Genomic DNA, 22727 nt, shown 5'->3' on the forward strand with positions numbered 1-22727 from the left:
AACCACCTCTATTCCTGATAAGTTTCTCTTTGATCCCATGTCAAATTCAATGCATCCCACTCATCCCAGGTCTTGTTGTATGCATCGAATTGATCCCATGTTAGATAAATAAAATAGAATAGTAAAGCTAAATGGGCAGGCTTGATATCTTCTAGCGTTGCCTTTACCACTTCTATTTCGTCAGGGATCCCTAACACATCGTTAAATGTCACCTTGATCTTGCCACTGGAGAGCTCCACATCTACATTCCCATTGGTCCATGCATCGACTACACTTTTTATTTTTTCGGCATCGATCTTGCCCTCTCCCCGGAGCTTTGCCTTGATCAAGCTTCTCCTATTGGCTAAGGATCTGCTGTAATCAATCTTAATGCCTAGTTGTTTTTCCCATATATCAAGGCCCCAGGTTGCGGTATCAATAAAATACTGCTTGTATAAATCTTGCAATGTATCCTTGATAGAATCAAAGTCACCCCCAGCAGCCTTCATGATCTCATTTACCACAGGATCCTGACGCACAATTTTGTGCAAATGTTTAATTAGTTCATCCTTAGTCAATGTTAACACCACCTAAGATGGCAACTTCCTTGACTCCTATTGGAATGTTATCCGACTGTCCATTCACAACCAAATCACTATAGTCCTCTACACCTTCACTATCCAAAATCACGCTTCCAAGCTTTGCATAGGATATGAAATCCCTCTTGAATGCAATCTCTTTAAGGTACCTATCTACTGCATTTTCAATATTCGCCTGTACCTCTTCCAATCCATAGCCAGAAAGCAGCGTAACCGACAGGCTAATATCTATAGGCTTTGCTATGGCGGAACTCACATAGCAATAGGCACCTATGGGCGCAGTCCCTTCCCCTTTGCCTAATGAAGATGGATCTATATAATTCTGTACGCTTGTCACTAGATCCGCGCTGGCAGGGTGCTTATTGCTGTCAATGATGACGATCTCCACGGTATTATCTCCTCGGTCTAATGGAAACACCTTGGCATCTCCAACCCCTGGAATTTCTTTGGCCCACTGTAAATAGTGCCACTTGTTGCCGGATGTAGCCGGAGTTTTAAGGGCCTGATAATACCTCTCCCTAAGGCTGGTATCTGTCTCAGCCTCATAACCGTCATGGGTAGCCCCTCCATTGTTTACAGAGGTAATCCCCGATAAGGTTACAGGCATTTGGGTGATTTGATTTGCTGGTACATTCCCAACATCTCCGGCCACTAGGGCCTCAATATTTACGATTCCAGTATTTGAAATCACCTTGGTTTCTATGGCTCTGAACTGAATACCGCTTGGGGTTTCGAATAAATCCCCGATGTTAACCGTCCCATTGCCGCTAACTGTTAATTGGCCCTTCGCCTTGGTAGCTTGCTTCCTGGTGATTCCTTTTCGTTGGGAGACAAATCTCTCCAGCTCACTACCGGTTAATTTATCCACGTCAACTTTCTCTGCCAATAGATTCATGCTTTGATATATCTTTTCTCCCTCGATTGCAAAAGATCTTAATATATCCCATATGGGATAACCTTGGGTTTTATCGTATGAACTATCGATATTTGCCAGGAGCTCATCATGGATGCTATCCCGTGTTTTATCTTCAAACATTCATTGTCACCTCCATTGGCAAGGAATTTTCATTGATCAATAATACGTCAAAGCTTATGATGATCTGATTATTCTTTCTTTCAGTGGCAAAATTTTCAATGCCCTCAATGTGGGGATGCATGATAATTTTTTCCGATATCTGCCTCTTAACCTCTGAATTAATCACCCCCACAGGAATATCCCTGCGTCCTATAAACTTAATGATCTCAAGGCCAAAATCTGTATCTTTATATATCTCAAATTTTTCAAACTCTGTTCTAATCAATTGCTCTACCCACATTTTAATTTTCTGTTCATAAGTAGCCTCAACCATCTTCCCATCGTTTAGAACGAATTTCTTTTCATTAAAGTCAAATAAAAATACTCTGCCTAACTCTTTTACATTGCTATTACTTGGCAGAGTATTGCTTGTATCTATATTGAACTGTGGAAATATAGCCATTCTATCCCACCTTATCTATTAAAAAGTAGGTTTGATCCGTGGATGCAGGAATCAAAATTACCTGGTCCCCGATCTTTAACGTATCCTTCAACGTTATCTCGCCATCATGATCTAGCGACTCCAGGACTGTATAGGTATCGTACGTTTCCGGCGGCGGCGTTTTCGTCACAATATCACCGCTGCTCGTGCTTGAAAATTCCCGTTTGTATCCGCTCAATACATGGGCTGCAATAATCAGATGATCCATGGTTAAGATGATCTCATCTCCAAGTCTCACCCGTGTATTGGGTGGCGGTGAAAGTACGACTCCAACCTGAGGGCCAGTATAAACCTTGTTATTTCTTTCTTTGAACATTCCAGCAAATTCTACATCCCAACTCTCCATTACTCCACCCCTAACGTCACACTAACCTTATGAATACCGTTGCTTACTGTGTGATTGTCTGATTTGATCACATATCTCCCAACGATTCCAGTTGTCGTTTCATTAAATTCTAAAATTCTTCCTGCCCGGATCTCATCATGCCCAAGCAACTCTAAGCTTACGTCTTCTTGTACTCGATTCAACTCTGAAAGATTGTTTTTCGCAATATTTCTGGCTTGGGCCTCGTTCTTTTTGTCAACGATGATGACTTCCTGCATGCTCCCATACTTCCCAATATTGACATCATCCTGTATGGATGCAAGGATTTTCGTTGATTTTTCGTCATCGGATACCACGATAACCTTGTTTTTCATCTCTTCTATGCTCGTTTTTCTGCTTGGCCTACTAATGGCAGCTGTTACAGGAAAAGGGGCCGTATTGCTGCTCAATCGTGCCATAGGATTAATAAGTAAATCAAACTGCTTCTCAATATGCAAGGTATCAATTCTCATTTCCATTCGGTACTTAAGCCCAGTCTCATTGGTTACCTGCTCTAGAATATCCTTTAGAATATCGCTGACTGGCTGATCCTTATATATCTTCGTGATTGAAGTAGATATTGGGGCAATGCTATGCTTGATTTCAAATCGATCCAGCAGCTTTTTTATGGCATCACTGGCACTAATTTTATTGAACTGAATCACTGTTTCATTTTTGTTCAAGTACCATGCATAATCAAAACATGTAAATTTCTTTCCAAACCTTTCATTTGGCTCTTGACTGACAATAACGAATCGATGGAGCTCTTTCCCATCGTTAATTAGAATGATATGATCTCCTAGGACAAGTATATCTGCATTTTGGAAATACTGACTATCGTTATAGGCATAATCAAAGCTTAGTTCCACTCCAAGGCTATCAATGTTACTTGACCAGGATAGATTCCCGACTAGCTCAGTGATATTCTTCGGTTGATTGTTCTTATATACGAATAATTGATGAGCCATTTACCTCACCTCAACAAATCGAAATTCTTTAATCTCCAGGGTGTATTGAATGTCTCCTATTCGATCCAACCCATATGTGAAATTCTCCACTGTGCATGGCATATTCAACACTTCTTTTCCTGCTTTATCCGTGATAATAATTCGAATCGGCACCCTTTTATCTGACCACTTATTGAAGAAATTCACGTAGTCCCATCCGTTTCTCTTGTCTTTTATGAATGGATAGTTCCTCATAGGGAAAAAGGATTGAATAGACAACGTCCTCAACCCTTTTAGCCCTAATAAATTTAAGGTCCCCATCTGTATGGTTTCAAACTCTTCATTCTTCCTCGGTTGGCTTATCTCTAAGCTTGGTGGAACGACAGGGAGTTTAATAGATTCTTCAAAGTTATTAGCAGAAAACACAATGTCCATTTATTTCATCACCTACCTATTACCTAATGCCGCTTTTATTTTTCTAATAATGAAATTCGCCAAGTAATTTGCATATTCTTCATTTCCAATTACATTGCCTTGGATGATGATCTGCAGGCTTATACCATCCGAAGCGTCTAGGATCTTCTCGCTTTTATCAGCCGGGATAATCGTCGTTCCGCTTGGGTATCTCTTGATCTCTCCACCTCGTTCATCGGTCTGAGCCAATCCGCCTTTAAAATAGGATGTACCCATGGCAAACTTCGGTATCTTTGGTATTTTAATCCCTATGGTTTTACCTCCAAGCCAGCCGGGAGCCTTAAAGGATGCTAGGCCGTTGAATCCTTCAATAAGACCGTTCAATTTATCGATCATATCATTAATAACACCCTTAATGCTGCTGCCTACGGAAGTGAAAGCCCCTACGATTGTTTCCTTGATCCGGGTAAATGTATCAGTTACATTCGTATACAGTTCCAATGCCTTGGCTTTGATGTTATCCCAATTCCTCCATACCAATACCCCTATGGCGATGATAGCCATAAGAGCCAATGACCAGGGATTCATCATGCCTACGATCTTCTTTATAAAGTTAAATACTTGTAGGGCCTTTCCTATGGCGTATATCCCAGCGCTCACGGCTAAAGCCTTGGCTTTGAAAGCAATAAACAAGCCGATGGCTGCGGCAATGATAGGCTCATAAATCCCCCAATTCTGCTTTACATGGGCTCCTATACCATCGATTATCTTAACCAAAGACTTGAGCATCTGTATTGCAGCACCAAAACCAGTCAAGAAAATAGCCTTAAAGTCAATAAAGCCATACTGGCTATGGATAAAGTCAATGACAGCCTGTATTCTGCTTTTTATACCAACAAATCCAGTAATGATCCGATTGATTCCTTTCGTTAACTTGACGCTGATCTTATCAAAAACGCCGCTTTCCTGCCATTTAACAAGGGTATCAGCCACAGTCTTGATTCTGCCCTTTAGCATATCCATGGCACTGCCTTGCTTTATAACCCCTTCGTCTGTGATACCTACGATTCCAGCCAAAGCGGATTTGGTTATGCCTGTGACGGTGGACCATAGTCCCTTTGTGGTTCCTGCAAGCTTATCCATACCGCCCTTAAACTTTTCATTCATCAATTCCATTAATGCTTCATTGAATTTTTCTTGGTGGGTAATTTGGCCCTTATTATTCACGACTTGAATCTTGCCCATCTTTTCATAGGCATACTGTACGATATCAGCTTTCTTGATACCGAATTCCTTTAATCTTTCTAATTCGCCAGTTTGACTATCAATGATTGCTTCTACCGCCTGTATCAAGTCTTTATTGGTTGCCCCTGCCATATCTCCGATCATTGGAAGATATTTTTGTGCTGACAAGCCCATGGCCTCTAGCCTTGCGCTGGCCTCCACCATTTGACCAGTCTCAAAGGGGGTCTTATTGGCAAGCTTGATACTCCAGGACATGATTTGTCCTGCTTTTTTAGCATCCTTTGTCGCTGTTTCAAGTTGGCCTTTAAATCCTTCCATGTTGGTAGCCTCTGAAAAAGCAGCTCCTATTGTATCTCCTATCCCCTTTAGCCCTGCAAATCCAACCGCAAACCCACCTATAGACTTTGCCACGGCGCCAAAACTACCAACCGCATTGTTTTTAAAACTTTTTATCTGATTGTCAACATGCTTAACCTGCCTTTGCATTTGCTTGATATTCTTGGTTGATTTATCGATTTTGTTACTAAACTGATCCTTTAGATTTAGAATCGTTTGTATGACCTTCTTTGCCATTTTCTCACCTCACTTTCTTTATAAAAATAAAAAAAGGGCAACCTTTAATTTCCGTCACCCTTTCCAAATATGGCTCCATATTTTTCAGCCTCGTCCTTGTAAAACTTCTCCATGGACTTCTTATACATGATCTTGTCTATATAGGACAGATTAATGAGTTTATCCAGGTCGTGCCCCCTTGGAAGATAGAAAGCATACATCTCGAACTCCCAATCTGTCTCAATTAGTTTTTTATGGTTTCACCAATGTCCTTTACCCCTGCCATCTCCATGATAGCAGCTCCTACTTCTAACACCTCTCCAATATCAAACAGTTTCATGACTATTTCATCGGGTTCAGTGCATCCATATGCCTCTTGTAGTGATGGTTCTTTTAGAACAGGAATACTGGTATAGATTAGATGTTTAAATGCAGCTACGATTTCCTTCGCGCTGTCATTGTTACCCATTAAATCGATAGTCTCTAGGATCACCTCATCACTAGGCCGCTGCGCTACAATAGCTCCTCCAAGGCTGTTCACATAAATATCCTTAAAGGCCAATTTTGCCTTATCCTTTTGCTCCTTCTTTGCGATCAGGTCCGTTAGTGTCAATTTCTTAAGCTTATCCGTTTTCTTACTCATCTTTCAATCCCTCTCTTCCTTAGATAGCATCGATTAAATCATAGTCGGCAAATTGGAAAGGCAATTCCTCTTCGCCCAAGGCTTTGTTCTCGAACTTTAGGAGCGTAAACTCATCGAAGGTAACCTCTGTAACCTCCACTCGGGTATGCCCAAAGGCGGCAGGGTCAGCAAGCTTCCCAACAATCTTTACGTCCGGCATTTCTCCAGATTTAAAAGCCTCTGCCAACAATTTGGCCCCTCTGTCGTAAACCTTTTGAAGTGTCATGGTTCCAGTGCCTTCAAAACCCATGTACTTTCGATGCTTTCCAAGTTCCTCACAGAAGTTTACATCCTCATACTGCCCTTGTACTTTCAATTCAAAGGATTTAACCTCTGCCCATTTTTCACTATTGACCCAAATACTTCCGAAGGTCCCATTAATCACTCTGTTTGCTTTTAATTTAGCCATCTATTTCACCTCTTTCTATAACATGGTAATGTTAAACTTCAAGTCTTCCATGGCATCTAAAATCTTAATGTTTCCACCAAGATATACATTACTCCTAAAGGTGTTATTCTTTACCGCTAACTCATCCCATGTCTCTGCTTCAACTTTGCCGATACTTAGCCATGCATTACGCTGGGTTTCCACATCTACAAAAGCCTTATTGCTGTAGTTGATATCCAAAATATCTTCTCCGGCAAGGGTTTTAAAGTATGAATTAATGGCACTGATAAAAAGTACCTGATTATCATAGTTGTTTTTATACTTACCTACATAAAAATCCTTAAAGGTACTTCGAATATCTTCCAGAATCATGTCCATGGACTCTACGATGATGATCTTCTTCATATCCTCCGTCTGATCCGTCGTAAGGGTTACAAGACTGTTCACAGCCCTCGCAATCTTGACCTCTTCATCATCATTGATCAGCACAAGTTCTCCATCATTAATAGCTGCTTCCACATCCTCCGGCTCTGTGACGCTCTCCAGGTCTTGCAGCACATAATATGTGGCACTCATGGTCATGGGCAGCCCTGCAAATATTCCGGCAAGCCTTGCAAGATATTTGTCCCCAGTAATTTCATCAGCATCCTTTGGCTTCACGTTTGTATTCGTAAAGTTTACGATGTGCATGTCATCGGCAACCGTTGCATTAAATACCAGGGCTTTATAGGTCTTTCCATTGTTGGTATTCTGTCCTTTTACCCATGTAGCAAGGGCTTGTTGGTCAGTCGACGATCCACCAGGGACACAAATCCAGTTAAATTTCTTGTTAGCCAGCTTTTCAACAGCATCGGCAATTAAATCTGTAGTTGTGGTGGCCACGCTTACCGCAATAACCTTCGCTGGAGTCCCAAGAAAAGCATCATTGATGTACTTTAGATTATCCGCTGTCCAATCTGCGGCTTCGATTTTATCAATTGACTTATATTCTTTTAAGTCAAAGCTGCCCGTACTGTCTTTCAAAATCAGTACTACGACGCCCTTTGTGCTTCTTTGAACTGCCGTCACGGCCTTTTGCTTGAAGATAATTTCAATTTTAGGCAATCCTATAGGCATTCATTATCACCCTTTCATCTTATACTTACTTCTATTCCATCCATCAGCTCAGACGGGTCCTCGATTTCTAATTCTTCGATATAGTTGATATCAAAGCTAAATTCTATGATTCCACCCTCTAGCTTTTCAACGTTTGTTTCGTTGATATGTACGATAAACTGATCTTTAATTTCAAGGGTCTGAAAAAACATATCCTCCAGCTTTTCCTGTACATCCAACAGCTCCAAACGATGCTTATTTCTATTGCTGGCGAAATAGTGAATCCTTACTGTCATAGATCTTTCCACTGCGCTATCCATAAAGGACCCTTTACGAGCATAATCAATGTCCGTAAAAAAAGAAGGTCTGTCAAAACCTTCTGTAATATCCCTCGTCTCAATTTTAATTTCAGGAAAGTTCTCCTCTATTTTGGTATTCACCGCCGCTGTAATATCTTTTAAAGTGACCATCCTATCACCTTCCTATAGTCCCTTATCTAGCATTTCATCCACAAGTTTATCCACATCTTGGTAAAACTCACCTTCGAACTCTTTTGCCGATTCTTCCAGGACTTTTTTACCCTTAGCAAACCCAATTTCTTTTCCATCTCTGACAACCGCATGACCATGCTCGATCAAGTGAGCATGGGGAGCTCCATTGTATACCCGAAGGGCCCATTCGTCACCTTTGTATTTATACGGTTTCCCTTTTTTAAAGCCTTTCATGTAGTTCCCTGTTTTTTTCTTAACCTTGGATTGGGCCTTTTTTTTAACCTTTCGGTTTAATTTTGCCCCTTCTTTTGTCAGGAACTTCTTAACCTCTTTCGGCATCTTCTTCTCTGCTAGATTTAAAATATCATTGGCAAATTGATCTAACTCTTTAATATCGAAAGACTCTGCCATGCCATCACCTACTCGATGAGTTCTTCGCAGAATATTTCAAGCTTTTCATTAGCTTCATAAGGGTTTAGGATGAATTTAATATCGAATCTTCTCCCTTTAAACATCAAATACATATCCTGCTCGATATCTTTTCCGGCATTATATCTTACAATGACCTTATGGGTTGTATTGCTCAGTTTTGTTTCTGTCTGCTGCTTCTGTAGGCTCCCTGTCTGTGGAACAATCTTGCACCAAATAGTCTTTAGCTTTTTAGGTCTATAATCTGTCTCTTTGAGCTCATTCTTAAACACTTCTTTGCCCCATACTTCGATTCTTTTGTTTAATTCCCCTGGATTCATACAGTACCTCCTTGGAGTTTATAGGCTCCTAACTGAGTACATAAACTGATCAAAACAGGACTCATCTTGTTAGATCCGGCCCTATTCTCGTACAAATCCGTTACGATAAGCCTTTGAACAAGCTTATACAACTCCAAGGCTTCTGAATTTCCTTCAACATCTTCTCTTTTTGCACCTGTAAATTGCTTAATCAGCAGCTTACTGGAAAGCTGGAGAGATTGTATCATGTTGTCATCTTCTTCCCCATCGATCCGAAGCCATTCTTTTAATTCCTCTAACTCGTCCAAGCTTTTCACCACCTATAAGGGTATTGTAAAAGGGGCTAAATTAGCCCCTACTCCCTAATAATATTCTTATTCTAAGCGGATGCTTTCTTCTTAAGCAGCACCACACCGTTTCGATCTGCCAGCTTACCATCACAAATCATAGTAGATTTACTAATCCACTCGTCCTTATCCTCATCAAAATATCGTTTGAAGGTCATCTGCATATTTGAGTTAACCATGTAATCGCTCAAATTACAAACAATCCCGAAGATATCGCCCTCCAATGCGTCTGAAATCGATGGGAGATAATCCTCAACAGGCAGCACCTCTTTTCCAAGGAATCTTTCTTGTTGTGTTCCATCTAATCCATAGGTTACTCTGGCTATTGGCTGCCCATTGACATCTGTCATGCCCACAATATATTGATTCCAGTCGGCATCATTTAAGATGAGTATCGCTCTACTTCTATATTTTCTAGGTAACTTCCCGAAAATTCCTGTCCAAGTATCATACTTTCCCATGTCTTCAACGGCAATTTCTAGTATTTGAGCAGCTGGAATATTCGTATCTACCGTGATACCTAATGGCTGACCTTCTCCAGTCCCAGAGATAATGGCTTCTTCAAGAGCCGTAATCATGGCCTCATAGATATTATCTGATACGGTTTGCTCAAAAACAGGCATTGCCACAGTTCCGGCAACCAATTCAACAGCAACTCGTACTTGCAACTTGTGGTAGGAGAATGAAATCTTTCCTGATACTGCTTTCTTTTTCTTATCCGCCATTGTGCCAGCTGCAACCCATGTTGCGGTAGGTTTCGCATTTGAAACAGGAATTTCTACGCCTCCCTGGATGCCTGTTTTAGTAACTCTAGCCCAAATATGACCGTAGTCTTTCATCTTCTCCACAATTCTATTAAGAATCGTTGTTGGAATGACTACTCCAATATCTCCAGTACCGGTTACGGCATCAGCTCTAAACTCTAAATTGTCAGATTTTTTTCCTGTTGTTACATACTCTTGGAAAGCGGATCTGTATTCCACTGTGTCAAATCGGTCTAGGCTCCGCTGTTCATTTCCTTTTCCGCCAATTCCATATGTCCCTAGAATATTTACGGACCCGTTAGGAGTTCCCCTAAGTTCAGTACCATGTAGCTCATTGCCTCTTTGCTCAGGCTGCTCATCTGGTTCATCTGGTAGGGCATCTATCATGCTCCTTAGTTCAGCAATTTCAGCATTCAAAGTATCTAGTTCGGAATTAATTCCTCTTAATTCTCCTATATCATTTGTTGCTGCCGATCTTGTGCCAAGATCCGTTTTTCTTGCCTCTTTTGTTTGAAGTAATTTTAATAGTCTCTTTTTCATGAATTTTCACCTTAACCTTTCATCAAAATTTGTGTTTTTAATCTTAAGACTTCTAATTGCTCATCTGTATGGTTATCCAACCCTTTTGATCTGGCATTCTCCAATACCGCTGCCGCATTATCCAATGCAGCTTGATCTCGAGCATTTATATTAGTACCTGGATAATAAGGCATACTTACCGCGCTTACTTCCAGTACTCTTTTAAATTTAATGATGTGTCTTGTGGGCATTTCAGTATCTAAATCAGTCCATCTTTCTTCTCCAACCCTAAAAATAAAAGACATCCCATCGATGTCTCCTCTTTTGATTGAGCTATATAGACTTTTGGATTCCATATTATTTTCTAAATCTGGCTTTGCCCGAATAAATAAACCTTTGTCATCTGGTGTTAGCTGCATAGTAGAATTCCCGTTGTTCCGCCTACTCCTGGCAATTGGGATTTTCTTAAGGTCATGATTCACACTGAATAAAACATCGTCTAAATCTGCTCCGTCGAAAGCTCCTCTTTCAATCACCTCATAGAAGTAGTTGGATATATTCGTCCTTTGCCCATAAACAGCAGCATACCCTTCAATTACATTCTCTTCATCAATGGCTCGGAATTCAGATACCCCAAAACTACGTTTTTCAATTTCATCCTTCTGGATGGGCTTATTATTCATCTGGATCAACCTCCCTTTTCCGCCTTCTAGCCCGTTGCATCTGGTATTCATTGGCTAGAGAAACATCGATATAATTCAAACTCATATTTCTTATATCTCCGCCAACATAAGGGGAGTAGCCAAAGAGCTCAAGGAGTTCATTGTTTGTTAATGCCCCTCGATTACCCAATATATCGGCAACAGCTATTTTATTCTTGGTATTGGTAAACAACAATTTCTGTGGATAGAAAAAAATCTCATTGCCAAAGTCAATTTCACGCTGCGTAAACAGTGTTTTTGAAAATGCTTGGCCTAATGAGATGATAATGGGCTCCAGAGTCTTTTCATAAAAGGCTTGATATTGTTCATCGTTAAAATCACCACTTAAGATAGGCACCGAGACCCCATAATAATTGAGAACCTTACCTTGTAAGAACTCCAAAGTGCTTTTATCTATTAATTTTGGGTCAACTTGGATAGGCACATATTCCCCTTTTACATCCATTGGGAGTATTCCAGTCCTTCCAGTTTCGATTGCTTCTTCAAATCGTGCTCTCTCTGCCTTCTGTTCCTCACCATCAAACATACTTTGAATTTTGAGAATCCCACGAATGGACAAACTGGTTTTTATGGCTTTTTCCAAGCCCTGCAATACGCTATCGTTGATTTTAAGGACTTTCAATAATGCCTGGTTATCCGGCTGACCGTTCATACCTCCACCCATGATATCATTCACAGAAAACTTTTTTCTCAGGTGAATAACATCCGCATAAGGCAATGTGAATTTATCCCCGTTTGAAAATGCCATTTCTACAAATAACATTCCTGATGCATCCTGTAAAAAGGTTACTTGGGTCGGATTCAGAGGGTAGAAAGATGTATATTCTCTATACTGCCCCCCTCTTCCATCTGGTTTTATTTCGTACATGGGATAGATAAAAGCATTATAATTCATGTACAATAGCCAAATTATCTTCTCTATAAAGTCTCTTGTGGTCATCAGTGGATTTGGAGAAAATTTAAACAGCCTGTTAAGGCTGCTTTTTACATTTACTCGCATTCCAGTGTTATCAATTCGAATATGTTTCGGCTGTAGCTTACTGCATTCCGTGGCAATTACATCGATGCACATCTGTACCACATCGGAGGCATAGATGTTTTGACCAAACTGGCTAAATATGGGGCTATACCCGTCAAGAAATTTAGCATATTGCATCTGCCGACTAGCCTCTTTATCTTTAAAGAAATTTTGTAAGAGCATCGATTACCACCTTCTTTTCGCAATAAAATAAGCAAGTGCCATAAAGCAAATGCCCAAAACGATGAAGCCTGCCGGAACATATATCTTGAACACCCCAACGGATACGGACGTAAACCCTAAAATCAGTGACATATCATCCACGTAATTCATAAAAAAGGCCTTTATCTTTTTAAACAAATCCATCACCTCCCTACTAGATCAAGAAATTCAGTCCTGTTGTCTATGTAAATCTTATAGCCAATGATCATGGTAACAGCGCCGTCAATCTTCTTATTCTCTTTGCCTTGGACCTTAACTGGCATGATCTCCGCCTTTGAATTGATATTTAGAGCCGTATTTTCAAGACAATATTTATCTATTGGATTATCATTATAGTTAATCATATTCGACTTCAAATCTGCCTCTACAAGCTTCATCGGCTCCGACATGCTGCCGAAGTCTTGATTTACTCTTACACAGTCAAAGCCGATCTCCTCCATTTCTTTTACCCAATAAGTAGCAGACCACTTGTCATAGCCAATTTTATAGAATCTAATACCATATTCTTTGTACAGCTTTACAAACCAAGCCGTTACGAGCCTAAAATCATTTTCATTCCCAGGTGATACTTCAATAAGCCCCTGTTTGATCCAATCCTCATACATAGCCCTTTCATCTTTTGAAAGAGTAAGCAACTTTGAGGCCGGAATGAAGTATTTCTGCAAAGTATATTTTTTCTGGCTTCCTTTTTTCATCAGTGTTGCCCTTGCGCAAGCTAAGTCACCCGATTTAGACAAGTCAACAGATCCAATCGCAAAGCAATTTCTAAACTCTTCAATCTCAAAAATTTCTGGATTTATAATATCCTCAGGCATCAACCATGCTTGAGCATTGTTTTGCTTGATATTGAAGTCCTTTGATAATACGAAGGCCCTTGTGGCCTTGCTTGTCTTGGCTTCTTCGATCATCTGTCGTAAAAAGCTCCATTTTTTTATAGCTCCTAAACCTGGGTTGCTTTTAGGCCATGTTTTTTCATCTTGCCATATTTCTGCCTCGCTGTCTTGGGTATAGAGCCATATTAACCACCTAGGACGATCAAGTTCTCCATTTAAAACCTTTCTTGCATCTTTTAATCTTTCATCGAGATAGCCATCATTGACCATTCCCTCGGTTGTGAGTTCACCATAGATTGGTTCATCCTGAGTAGATAGAGCCTGCCGAATTGGCATGATGGATGAATTGTCTTTCAGCTCGTGAACCTCGTCGACTGATCCGACGCCAATGTTTCTTCCCTCTTTTGCTCCAGTCTTTGCCGATATTTTTCGGATGCTACCCTTATTTTTATAGGAGAATTTCCCTTTTGCTTTTCGCTTTTTGGGATTGCCAAAGAATATACCCTTGATATTCTTTCTAGTTACTTTATCAAGCGCCGGACTTTCTTCCCTCATGGCATTGATGGCTTGAAACATCAAATCAGCCTGCTCATAGTCATTGCTGGCACACAGTATTTTTATGCCTAAAGGACCGCAAAAAAATTCAGCCAAATCCATGGCTGATATTAACGGCGTTTTCCCATTTTTTCTTCCGACTAAATATAAAAAGTCTTGATAAAGCCTTATCCATCGTCCAACCTCTTCATCATAAATCTTGAAGCTATAAAACGCCTCGATGAACGCCTTTTGAAACAGCTCCAAAATAAACGGCTTCCCGGCAAAAGGAGCTTCATAATGTTTGCACTTTGTTTCGATAAATTTGATCCGCTTGTGGGCATCTTCAAAATCAATTTGGATATCTGGATTATCAAAATGAGTCAACAGCACATCCAACATTTGCACTAATTCTCGGCCGACGATGATCTCACCGCTTTTGCATTTACCAATATACTCTAAAAGAAAGGAGTGGACCCCGTTATATTCTGTCATCATTCAAACTCACCTAATTCGTCATCTTCTTCGATTGCGTTTTTCTGTAGTATGCCGTTTAGTGTTTTTATAACGATGGCATAACTATTTAGATTCTTAAGGTACTGCTTTCCAGCTTCGATGGGTTTTTGCAAATCTGGATGTTGGGGATGAATCTTAACCATGCCAGTATTTTCTAGAGACTGTTTTAGCACAAAATTTTCGGCTTTCAAGAATGCAGCATCTTCTATGAGTCCCTCAACCAATCTTCTTTTAGAAGACTCCACCTCTTGAAAGATTTCGGCTAATTTCTCACATTCTGCCTTATATACATCCTGTTTTAGCATTTTTCTGAAAACCTCCAACGAATTTCAATTTTTTTGGTGTGTGTCCTTCCCGTGTACCCTTATACGGTCTGGCGATAGTCCCTATTTTTTTCATCATGGGGGGCTATGCAACATACTCATCAAACCATTTATTGATGTACTTCAACCACTCATCTTTCCTATACATTCTCTCTTGATCTAGTTCAAGCCGTCTGATGCATTCATCTCGACTCACATCACAGAAAATAATCTCAGCCCCCAGATCATCCGCCAACTTCTCACGCTTATATTTATCTGTATAACCACCAATCACCCAGGCGTTATTCCACTTTCCATATCGTGTCTTGATATTATCTATCAATGCATTATGAATGTTGATAACGTTGTTGAATAGGTTGTCAGGTTTATCATAGTAAGGTAGAAACGATACAGCACTATAGAGATTATCCATATCAACAACTATATCTCCACGGCTCATATTCTCCTTAACATATGTCTTCTTCCCAGCCATTGGCGCACCAAAGACGATATAAACATTTCGTGCTGGCTTATGCCCAAAACGATTGTGTATCTTATTGTGGCATTCATGATGTACAAGCATCACATTCTTAGGATTAAGAGAAATCATAACGTCATGAACATTCTCTGGTGTTAATTCTTCGATATGGTGTATTGTTATGTCCTTAGGTCTTTCAATCTCTTTAGAACAATGCTCACATATAATTTTTTTATCTCGCTTCATCCTTTCGTTGATCATAAACAATCGAAAGTTAATCCATTTCTCAGAAGCATAAAAACTTTTCAGTACCGCATACTTCGCCATATCACCACACCTTTGACTCATCCATTTTCTTTGTATGTTCAAAACGCTCTCGATCCAGTTGCAGCTTCTTGGCATCGTGTTCTTTTCTATGCTGCAACTCTGGATTTTGTATCTGTGCCTTTAATCGCTCAACCCTTAACTTTTGTTCTTCTGTCGCAATATCCCAATTTGCATGAAGCATCTCATTGTAATCCTTTATAAGCTTTGATAGAGTAGCCATTGCTCTAGATTGAGAGTTTAATAGGTTTGCCTGTCTGTCCCAAGCTTGCTGAATCTCGTATTCTTCTTCCCTATATGTTTCTACAAGTACCTTGTTATCTTTTGACCCTTTCAGATCTTGCTGGCTTTTAAATTTCTTAAGTTCTTTTGATTTATCATTTTCATCTTTGACATACATGATTTTCTGTGACCTAAGAATATTAATCCATTTAGTCATAATCATTGCCCATTGGATGTCCAGCGGTGATCCACCAGCTTCCTCTGCCTCTTTAATGAGATTTCTTACCTCTGTTGGAAGATATTTTGAATACCACCCGTAAGTCCTGGCATTTTGATTCTCCAACGGTGTCACCCCTTTGTGTCCAACAGCATTAGTATTTCCTTTTGGAGCTCCCCCTTGAGGTTTATACCTTCCTTTCCAGTCATCTACATTTCTCCAATACTCAATGTTTTTCTCTTTTTCACCAAGCATATTAGCTATTTCTTTGCTCGTTATTTTTCCTTGGTGTTCTCTATATATTTCAAAGGCTTTTTCTCTGTTCGGGCTTCTGGCTCTACTCATAATACCTCCTGATGCAATAACTAGGGCTTTTTTCTAGGGTCTAAATCTTTATAGATTTTTAATTTTAAATAATTTCAAAGATTTAGTTGAACCGTTTTTTTCGAAAACATCATCCCTAAAACCCCAGTAATAACTTTTTTACTTTTAGCCTTTTTAAGCAGTACACCTTTCTAGGCTTTATGTTTCAATAGATTGACCCCTTTTTTTGGGCTAAAAATGAACGCAGGGTTTGTATATGGAATCCTACATTCAAATAAAATTTTTCTTACTTTATATAGCATCGATTTTTTGCCACCCAATGCAGACATAGTAAAAAATCCGACATTCGACTCCAAAAATAATAAAGTACTCATGACACCCTTATCAAACTATTAAGAGAATCACTGTACTTATCATAGGTTTCTTTATCAAGTCCAATATACCGTCTTGTTTCCTCAATGCTTCTATGTCCTAACATATCTTTGACCAGCGTAATGTTATATCCGCTCTGCTCATAGATAGAATATGCATAGGTCTTTCTCATGGAGTGAGCCGTAATATTTTTAAGTCCAAACTCATCCCCAGCATCCTTCAATATCCTGGTTACTTGGTCAACTGTAATGTGCTTGTTTTTACCTTTTCTCGAAGTAAATAGGTACTCATAATCTTTTTTGTTCTTGATATACTTTCTGAGCAGTACTTCTAGATTATGAATCACTTTTACAATCCTTGGCTTTATGTTTTCTTTCCTGATGTTTTTACTATTCGCTTTCTTGCCTTCCAGGATCTCAAAGTATCCGTTTTCTAATGCTCCTTTTATATCTCTTACCTTCAACTTCACCAGATCCCCAGCTCTGTAACCTGTAGCTATCCCGATAACAAAGAGCATATAATTTCTTTCACACTTTAACTTTAAATAATCCTGAATATCTAGGACCGCTTCCTTCTCCTTTATGGGATTTGCAGGTTTCTTTTTAGCCATCTCACCATATCACCTGCTTCCCCATCCGGTTTGCTTTACCTTGCCCTTATCTCTCTTAAACCTATCATGAGACATACAAGACTCTACCCCTTGGTATTTGCCATCAATAAAAATATCCATTTCTTCACATTTATTTTTATCCAGGCAGTCTGTACATTGAACAGATGAAGCACACACAATCTGACTACCTTTAATCTTTACTCTGCAAGCATATCTTTCCATGACACAACCACCTTTCTAATAATGTGAATAGCAAAAGCCCTATCTTTCCTGCTAGCATCCTAGCTTTCGGATCGAAAGGGCTTTCCTTTTCAATAGCATAGACCATATGCACGTGAGTATATACTCCCTGCTATTGACTGAATTATCTATGGTAACATAATACCACGATATTTTTGGCATAAAAAGGAACAAAAAGGGAAGTAAAAGGGAACTCCTATATTGCATCCAGAAAATCATGGTTTTCTATAGCGCCCTTCCCATATAGAGCTATAGCCAAATTTGATATAGCAGCTGATCTGATACTCTTGCACCATCTCTCTGAGTAAGCTGCCTCATATGCAATTACATACCATTGCTTACCCTCGATATATCTGGCCCTAATTATTTTCTTTTCCTCACTTTGAAGTTTTTCAATAGCATTGTTTATTCTCGAAAGTTTACTTTCATATATCTTGATTTGTTTCTCTACCAATTCTCTTTTCCCAATGCATTGGATCGCTATACTCTCTGTGGGTTGACTTATCTTATATGTTTCACTGGTACTTTCTTTGTCATATGTAATTGCTGCCATCCCATCCTCTAAATAAATAATCTCCAATTCTTCTTTCAGGCCTTCAATGTGAGACTGTATAAGCGTAATGCTCTCTACGCAGCTCACGGCCATTTTATAAAACTTTGATTTAACCTTTATTCCTCTCACCATTTCACTCACCTCACCTAAAAAATAAAAACCCAGGTTTAATTTACCTGGGCTTCTTGAGCCTCGAATTTATATGTATGTGTAGTCTTACACTTGGGACATTTTATTTCTATTTCTACCTGTGTCCCTTCTGGGATCTTCCCCAATACTTTTTTACAGTCAATGCACCTAATTTCCGTCATCCTTCCCACCGTCCTCACTCTAGACTGCTTCTCTCCCTAAAATATATTCTTTTCTGTCATTGCTAGTTGTGTAGTCCATTTTAAGCCCCTTTGGCGTGACTTCCACCTTCACCGAAAGAGAGCCCAACCGACCTTTTTTATGAGCTTCATCAATTGCAAGTTTCAATAATCTCATCATTTGTTTCTCTATCTCATCTTTGGAGAGATCCACTTCACCGCATCCCCCTTCATTCAATGTGAATTTAGCGATTAATTACCCCTTCGTAGATATTGCCAATAACTTCTGCTCTTTTTGATACGCCGACAGGGCAATAACAATTTCCATGAATTTCTTTTGTTTTAGCAATCCAAAGCAGGTCGTATCCCCATACAATCTCATATTCCATTCCTTTATCGTCCCTAAGGATATCTCCCTCATAAACTTCTTTTCCGTTTTTGTCTTTTGTCCCTATATATTGCATAAGGTGAATATTATCTGATTTAATGATCTCTCCAGTTTGGTCTACAGCAATTTCTTTTCTAGTAAAATCCAACATTTTTACCTCAGCCATCCAAGGTTCTGGACTTTCAACAAATACCCTAAACTTAATTTCTCTCTTCATATTCCCACCCTTTCTTGCTAAAACATGATTCAATCTAATTGAATTCGGTCTTGATTCTCGTATATGTTACCTATGATTCTCCATCGTGCAATTTCCTGCCACAATTCAAACCCTACACAAGATTCTTCACTGAATACATGAAATCCGCTTCCTGAGTAAGTGACTACTCCTTTGAAATTTTCAGGAATATCTGAACCTATTTCATCACTATATAGTTCTACAATATCTCCTTCGTATATTTCAACCCCTTGTGAGTCTTTGAGCCCAGTATATTGCATTAATTCAAACCTACCAGGCCATAACGATTCATGCTCTGTTCCACACATTGTATGAGCAAACAAATCACCTTCAAATCCAACTAATAATTCAAATAAGTTGCCTTTATATGCTTCGTGTATAGGTTTATACCAACATTCTCTTTCCTTGTCCCATGCTCGAAACTTGAACTCTCTCATTCCACAACCTCCAATCTCACTAAATCTCAATTCACTTAAGTTGAAACTTCCAGATTATATGATCCACCACCGATACTTCTCCATCCTCAGGCCGTATAGACTCTCCTGTAAGCATTTTATGACTTTCTAAAACGTCTCTGGCAAATTCGTCTCGGTCCATTTCTGTCATGAGACCGATGCAAAGATCCATTTCATTATTCCATAGTACATTCATACTCCCTACAACCTTTCTGCCATCTTATTTACCAGCCCTAGAACCGCATTTTTATATTTCTCTTTGGACTCAGGCTCTTGGATCTCCTCCAATGCTCCCAGTAAATCCTTAAACTTGCTGACCAGCTCAGAGAAGTATATTGAAAACTTCACTACTGGCTCACTATTTCCGGCCTTCTGGTTCACCTTTTCGCGCAGCTCCTGGAGTTCCTTTTCTATTTCCTCAGGAATCTTCTCAACAATTGTTTCAGCATTTACCTCGATCGGCTTCTCTTTAATCTGGCGCTCGAGTTCTAGGATCTTTTCATTCGACCTATCTAACTCTTTTTCTAGTTCTTTCAAGGATGCTTGAAGTCTTGTAACTTCTTCATCATCCCCTGAGTCCTGAGCCTCTTCTAACTTTCGTTGCTGCTCTGCCATGGATGATTGCAGTTTCTCTATTTCAAGTTTTGACTTCTCCCTCTCATTTTTCAAGGCTTCCTGCAATGCTTTAACATCATTTTGGGTTTCTCTGAGAACTCTTTCCGTCGTTCTGTGTTCTGCTTCAATCTTTTCCTTTTCATCGAGAAGTTTTCTGGCCTCTTCTGCCTTCTCATTTGCAATTTTCAATGCTTCTTCTCTTTCCTTGATGACCTTTTGAAGCTCTCTGGTTGATAACCTATCAAGATCATGCTCTACAACAAACTGCTCTCTCTCCTCTTCAGGTACTCCTAGCAGGGCAACCGCTTGGGTGTAGCTCAAATTTCCAAGCGCTTGGAATTTTGAATTACTCTCTAACAGTGTGATTTGATCGGCGCCATACTCCTCAAATATCCGCATTAAGTTATTAGCAGTACTCTTTGAATAATCAACTGACTTTTCCAACCACTCTCCCCATTCACCATGGGCAACCATGGCTTTCGCTTCGGTGAGTCTTCTGCCAATTTCAATACTGTTATAGAGGACCATTTTCTTGGTTTGATTTTTTATGCTGTTGATCTCCGCTGCTATAAGCTCTGGGGTCCTATCTATCGATAAATTCACTCTCTGCTCAACCACTGAATTCATAAGCTTTCCTCCTTCGTTTATGCAGGTATTTTGGCCTTAGCTTTATCCTTGTTTTTCTTTGTCTGCAGCTTCTCTGATTTAAATGCCTCAATAAAGTCTGCTACATCTTTTGTAGGACTGCAGTTGTGTCGACCTCTTACCTGGATGATCTTGCCTTTGCATATTTCTGCAGTAAAGTATGGCTTGTCCGGCTCAGAGATACTGCGTATTACACAAAGGTCTGTTTCCCCTTTGGCATATTTGTCTGCGTATCTTCCAACGCAATGATTGAGAGCCTTCCCTTCATCGATAAGCTCGATGGAGCTTGCTGCTGGCCGGATCATCAACCCATTATATTCAAAGCAATATTTATTCAAGTTTTTCATTCTCTTGGCTATCTTGACATTGAGTTTTTCATCTGCTTTTATCTTGATTTGCCGGATGGTATTCTGATGAGCGTTATACAAATCCTTTGGGTATATAACAGACTCACTTTTAATATCCATTTCAAGCTTGATACAATCTGCAATATAATCTCTCCAATGGACCAAAGCATCTCCTACAGAATAGTACTGCTTGCATTTTTTCTTTTGCTTACTTACATAGCTAATGATCTTTCCTACTGTGCCATAATCTAAAAGCTTTTCAAGTTCCTTTAGGTAGTAGCCATGTAGCAAGTCGATATCACAAATCTGAGATATAGAAAAGCTTGAACCCTCTTGTTTTTTTGCCATTTGAATCAATTTCAGATTTTCAAAAGTTAGTTCCATTTCGTTAGCCTTAATTTCATTTACTTCTTGCTTCGTGAGCTTTAGTACCTTAAATAAGTTTTTTCCTCTCCAGTTTACTGCCCCATAGGTGAGACCATCTTCAAGTTTAGCCTCAATCAACTTTGTAAATCCTAGCTTTGTTATATATTCAATTGCTGGATATCTTGTATATAAGTCAAAGAATTTGACCATATCATTATGATTATATGCTTGCCATCCGCTCCAGCTGAATGGTGTGTCTTTCACAGCTGCTTTAATGCTCTTCCTAGAATATCCAAGGTAACCAATATCAGATTGATTGTGTTTGCTAAAGTAGCAATATACCGACTTTAGACGCTCATATCCCCGTTTGCCATGAACCCAGCTACCCCACCAGGTACATTCTCTAAACATAACCGAACCGTTTTTCATGTCAAATACATACCATACATCCTCAGTAAACTGTGTCTCTACGTACTCATAGCTGCTGCGATAATCTCTGACTGCGTATATTCCCCTAGCCACTATCACCTTTGGATCAATTACCGACTTTTCATAGAAAACAAAGTATCCCTTGTCAATCATCTTTCCCCGTCCGCGTCCACTGGCTTTCACTATGCAGTCGCTATTGCACATTGGACATGTTACCTTCTCATTATGTTTAAATCCTGTAGTCTTAAACTCTCTATTGCAGTGAGTGCAATACCCATACTGTTGTTTCTTTATTCTTTTGGTAAATATGTACCGGCTTTTCTTAAACACTTCGTTGGTTGCATAATCTACTAGCTCCTGACTTACCTTCCTAGGAAAGTGAGCTAAGTATTTTTCAGCTTCCTGTTTTGATAGCTCTGGCATACTGGCACCCCCTACACTAAGAAGTCTTCAAGCTTGACATCAAAATCTGTAGTGGCCTTTTTCGCTGTCGGTTCAGCCATATTTGCCTCAACCGCTTTAATTTCTATAGGCCTATTAACCACCTGTCCCTCGATTCCAAAATATTTTAGAACAATACCAAATCCTTCTTGATCCGTCAACACTGCACAGTTTCCAACCTTCTTCTTTTTAGCTTCCTTCTCCATTTCGCTCAAGCTCTTTGCAATGGTCTTTTCGCTATTCATAATCTTCTCAGCTGTATCCGGATTTGATTCCAGGTGACTTAATAAGAATTGTCCAACTACCTGTATATAAGGGTTTGCGTTGTTTTGACCCATCTCAGTTCTTAACTTGGAAATTGCTTTTTCTAACATGATTTG

34 protein-coding genes are annotated in these 22727 nt (G+C 39.6%); all 34 read right to left on the bottom strand.

Translation table 11 applies throughout. The features are described 5' to 3' along the window. Window positions 1–8: 8 nt before the first annotated feature. Window positions 9–557 (bottom strand): putative phage tail protein, encoded by a 549-nt coding sequence (locus tag HNQ80_RS21035; RefSeq protein ID WP_184312667.1) that lies wholly within the window; start codon window positions 555–557, stop codon window positions 9–11. Continuing rightward, complete coding sequence (locus HNQ80_RS21040) at window positions 550–1614, bottom strand: baseplate J/gp47 family protein (protein ID WP_184312668.1); 1065 nt, start codon at window positions 1612–1614, stop codon at window positions 550–552. Before HNQ80_RS21040 ends, HNQ80_RS21035 begins: the two co-directional genes overlap by 8 nt. Then, the gene (locus HNQ80_RS21045; RefSeq protein WP_184312669.1) at window positions 1607–2056 is read right to left on the bottom strand and encodes a DUF2634 domain-containing protein; all 450 of its coding nucleotides are present in this window, start codon (window positions 2054–2056) and stop codon (window positions 1607–1609) included. Before HNQ80_RS21045 ends, HNQ80_RS21040 begins: the two co-directional genes overlap by 8 nt. A gap of 1 nt (window position 2057) precedes the next feature. Next, window positions 2058–2441, bottom strand: coding sequence for a DUF2577 domain-containing protein (locus HNQ80_RS21050; RefSeq protein ID WP_184312670.1), 384 nt, complete (start codon window positions 2439–2441; stop codon window positions 2058–2060). Further along, entirely contained in the window at window positions 2441–3427 is a 987-nt protein-coding gene (locus HNQ80_RS21055; RefSeq protein ID WP_184312671.1) for an XkdQ/YqbQ family protein, read from the bottom strand. The genes HNQ80_RS21050 and HNQ80_RS21055 overlap by 1 nt, the downstream gene beginning before the upstream one ends. After that, window positions 3428–3841, bottom strand: a complete 414-nt coding sequence (locus HNQ80_RS21060) for a phage portal protein (protein WP_184312672.1) — start codon at window positions 3839–3841, stop codon at window positions 3428–3430. Between the two features lie 12 nt (window positions 3842–3853). After that, window positions 3854–5638, bottom strand: a complete 1785-nt coding sequence (locus tag HNQ80_RS21065) for a hypothetical protein (protein ID WP_184312673.1) — start codon at window positions 5636–5638, stop codon at window positions 3854–3856. A gap of 44 nt (window positions 5639–5682) precedes the next feature. Further along, window positions 5683–5838, bottom strand: a complete 156-nt coding sequence (locus tag HNQ80_RS21070; RefSeq protein WP_184312674.1) for a hypothetical protein — start codon at window positions 5836–5838, stop codon at window positions 5683–5685. A gap of 23 nt (window positions 5839–5861) precedes the next feature. Further along, entirely contained in the window at window positions 5862–6260 is a 399-nt protein-coding gene (locus HNQ80_RS21075) for a hypothetical protein (protein ID WP_184312675.1), read from the bottom strand. Between the two features lie 19 nt (window positions 6261–6279). Further along, on the bottom strand, window positions 6280–6708 hold the full coding sequence (locus tag HNQ80_RS21080) for a phage tail tube protein (protein ID WP_184312676.1): 429 nt from the start codon (window positions 6706–6708) through the stop codon (window positions 6280–6282). A 15-nt stretch (window positions 6709–6723) separates the two neighbouring features. Continuing rightward, window positions 6724–7803, bottom strand: coding sequence for a phage tail sheath C-terminal domain-containing protein (locus HNQ80_RS21085; RefSeq protein WP_207727138.1), 1080 nt, complete (start codon window positions 7801–7803; stop codon window positions 6724–6726). 14 nt (window positions 7804–7817) lie between these two features. Next, window positions 7818–8252 (bottom strand): phage tail terminator family protein, encoded by a 435-nt coding sequence (locus HNQ80_RS21090; protein WP_184312677.1) that lies wholly within the window; start codon window positions 8250–8252, stop codon window positions 7818–7820. 12 nt (window positions 8253–8264) lie between these two features. Next, window positions 8265–8684 carry an HK97 gp10 family phage protein gene (locus tag HNQ80_RS21095; protein WP_184312678.1) on the bottom strand — a complete coding sequence of 140 codons (420 nt, stop codon included), beginning with the start codon at window positions 8682–8684 and terminating at the stop codon, window positions 8265–8267. Window positions 8685–8692: 8 nt separating this feature from the next. Then, window positions 8693–9022: a phage head closure protein gene (locus HNQ80_RS21100; RefSeq protein ID WP_184312679.1), complete on the bottom strand. Its 330-nt coding sequence runs from the start codon at window positions 9020–9022 to the stop codon at window positions 8693–8695. Continuing rightward, window positions 9019–9309: a head-tail connector protein gene (locus HNQ80_RS21105; RefSeq protein ID WP_184312680.1), complete on the bottom strand. Its 291-nt coding sequence runs from the start codon at window positions 9307–9309 to the stop codon at window positions 9019–9021. The genes HNQ80_RS21100 and HNQ80_RS21105 overlap by 4 nt, the downstream gene beginning before the upstream one ends. A 71-nt stretch (window positions 9310–9380) precedes the next feature. Continuing rightward, complete coding sequence (locus HNQ80_RS21110) at window positions 9381–10652, bottom strand: phage major capsid protein (RefSeq protein WP_184312681.1); 1272 nt, start codon at window positions 10650–10652, stop codon at window positions 9381–9383. An 11-nt stretch (window positions 10653–10663) separates the two neighbouring features. Further along, window positions 10664–11314, bottom strand: coding sequence for an HK97 family phage prohead protease (locus HNQ80_RS21115; RefSeq protein ID WP_184312682.1), 651 nt, complete (start codon window positions 11312–11314; stop codon window positions 10664–10666). Beyond that, the gene (locus HNQ80_RS21120) at window positions 11307–12554 is read right to left on the bottom strand and encodes a phage portal protein (RefSeq protein WP_184312683.1); all 1248 of its coding nucleotides are present in this window, start codon (window positions 12552–12554) and stop codon (window positions 11307–11309) included. The genes HNQ80_RS21115 and HNQ80_RS21120 overlap by 8 nt, the downstream gene beginning before the upstream one ends. Window positions 12555–12557: 3 nt before the next feature. Continuing rightward, entirely contained in the window at window positions 12558–12731 is a 174-nt protein-coding gene (locus HNQ80_RS21125; protein ID WP_184312684.1) for a hypothetical protein, read from the bottom strand. Between the two features lie 5 nt (window positions 12732–12736). Next, window positions 12737–14458, bottom strand: coding sequence for a terminase large subunit (locus tag HNQ80_RS21130; RefSeq protein ID WP_243183474.1), 1722 nt, complete (start codon window positions 14456–14458; stop codon window positions 12737–12739). Next, complete coding sequence (locus tag HNQ80_RS21135) at window positions 14455–14781, bottom strand: hypothetical protein (protein ID WP_184312685.1); 327 nt, start codon at window positions 14779–14781, stop codon at window positions 14455–14457. The genes HNQ80_RS21130 and HNQ80_RS21135 overlap by 4 nt, the downstream gene beginning before the upstream one ends. A gap of 103 nt (window positions 14782–14884) precedes the next feature. After that, the gene (locus HNQ80_RS21140; protein WP_184312686.1) at window positions 14885–15583 is read right to left on the bottom strand and encodes an HNH endonuclease; all 699 of its coding nucleotides are present in this window, start codon (window positions 15581–15583) and stop codon (window positions 14885–14887) included. Between the two features lies 1 nt (window position 15584). After that, complete coding sequence (gene terS / locus HNQ80_RS21145) at window positions 15585–16364, bottom strand: phage terminase small subunit (RefSeq protein ID WP_184312687.1); 780 nt, start codon at window positions 16362–16364, stop codon at window positions 15585–15587. Between the two features lie 349 nt (window positions 16365–16713). After that, window positions 16714–17325: a tyrosine-type recombinase/integrase gene (locus HNQ80_RS21150; protein WP_184312688.1), complete on the bottom strand. Its 612-nt coding sequence runs from the start codon at window positions 17323–17325 to the stop codon at window positions 16714–16716. Between the two features lie 9 nt (window positions 17326–17334). After that, window positions 17335–17547: a hypothetical protein gene (locus tag HNQ80_RS21155; RefSeq protein ID WP_184312689.1), complete on the bottom strand. Its 213-nt coding sequence runs from the start codon at window positions 17545–17547 to the stop codon at window positions 17335–17337. A gap of 214 nt (window positions 17548–17761) precedes the next feature. After that, the gene (locus HNQ80_RS21160; protein WP_207727139.1) at window positions 17762–18259 is read right to left on the bottom strand and encodes a hypothetical protein; all 498 of its coding nucleotides are present in this window, start codon (window positions 18257–18259) and stop codon (window positions 17762–17764) included. Between the two features lie 26 nt (window positions 18260–18285). Beyond that, window positions 18286–18429: a Com family DNA-binding transcriptional regulator gene (locus HNQ80_RS26735; RefSeq protein WP_184312691.1), complete on the bottom strand. Its 144-nt coding sequence runs from the start codon at window positions 18427–18429 to the stop codon at window positions 18286–18288. A 19-nt stretch (window positions 18430–18448) separates the two neighbouring features. Next, a complete protein-coding gene (locus HNQ80_RS21170; RefSeq protein WP_184312692.1) occupies window positions 18449–18640 on the bottom strand; it encodes a hypothetical protein in 192 nt (63 codons plus the stop codon). Window positions 18641–18671: 31 nt separating this feature from the next. Beyond that, window positions 18672–19031, bottom strand: coding sequence for a YopX family protein (locus HNQ80_RS21175; RefSeq protein ID WP_184312693.1), 360 nt, complete (start codon window positions 19029–19031; stop codon window positions 18672–18674). A 29-nt stretch (window positions 19032–19060) separates the two neighbouring features. After that, a complete protein-coding gene (locus tag HNQ80_RS21180) occupies window positions 19061–19486 on the bottom strand; it encodes a YopX family protein (RefSeq protein WP_184312694.1) in 426 nt (141 codons plus the stop codon). Between the two features lie 31 nt (window positions 19487–19517). Further along, the gene (locus tag HNQ80_RS21185; RefSeq protein ID WP_184312695.1) at window positions 19518–19700 is read right to left on the bottom strand and encodes a hypothetical protein; all 183 of its coding nucleotides are present in this window, start codon (window positions 19698–19700) and stop codon (window positions 19518–19520) included. A 5-nt stretch (window positions 19701–19705) separates the two neighbouring features. Next, on the bottom strand, window positions 19706–20746 hold the full coding sequence (locus tag HNQ80_RS21190) for a DUF3102 domain-containing protein (RefSeq protein WP_207727140.1): 1041 nt from the start codon (window positions 20744–20746) through the stop codon (window positions 19706–19708). Window positions 20747–20763: 17 nt separating this feature from the next. Then, the gene (locus tag HNQ80_RS21195; protein WP_184312696.1) at window positions 20764–22329 is read right to left on the bottom strand and encodes a PcfJ domain-containing protein; all 1566 of its coding nucleotides are present in this window, start codon (window positions 22327–22329) and stop codon (window positions 20764–20766) included. An 11-nt stretch (window positions 22330–22340) separates the two neighbouring features. Continuing rightward, on the bottom strand, window positions 22341–22721 hold the full coding sequence (locus HNQ80_RS21200; RefSeq protein WP_184312697.1) for a Cas9 inhibitor AcrIIA9 family protein: 381 nt from the start codon (window positions 22719–22721) through the stop codon (window positions 22341–22343). Window positions 22722–22727: the final 6 nt, after the last annotated feature.

It is taken from the genome of Anaerosolibacter carboniphilus (assembly GCF_014205875.1).
GTDB classification, from domain to species: Bacteria; Bacillota; Clostridia; order Peptostreptococcales; family Thermotaleaceae; genus Anaerosolibacter; species Anaerosolibacter carboniphilus.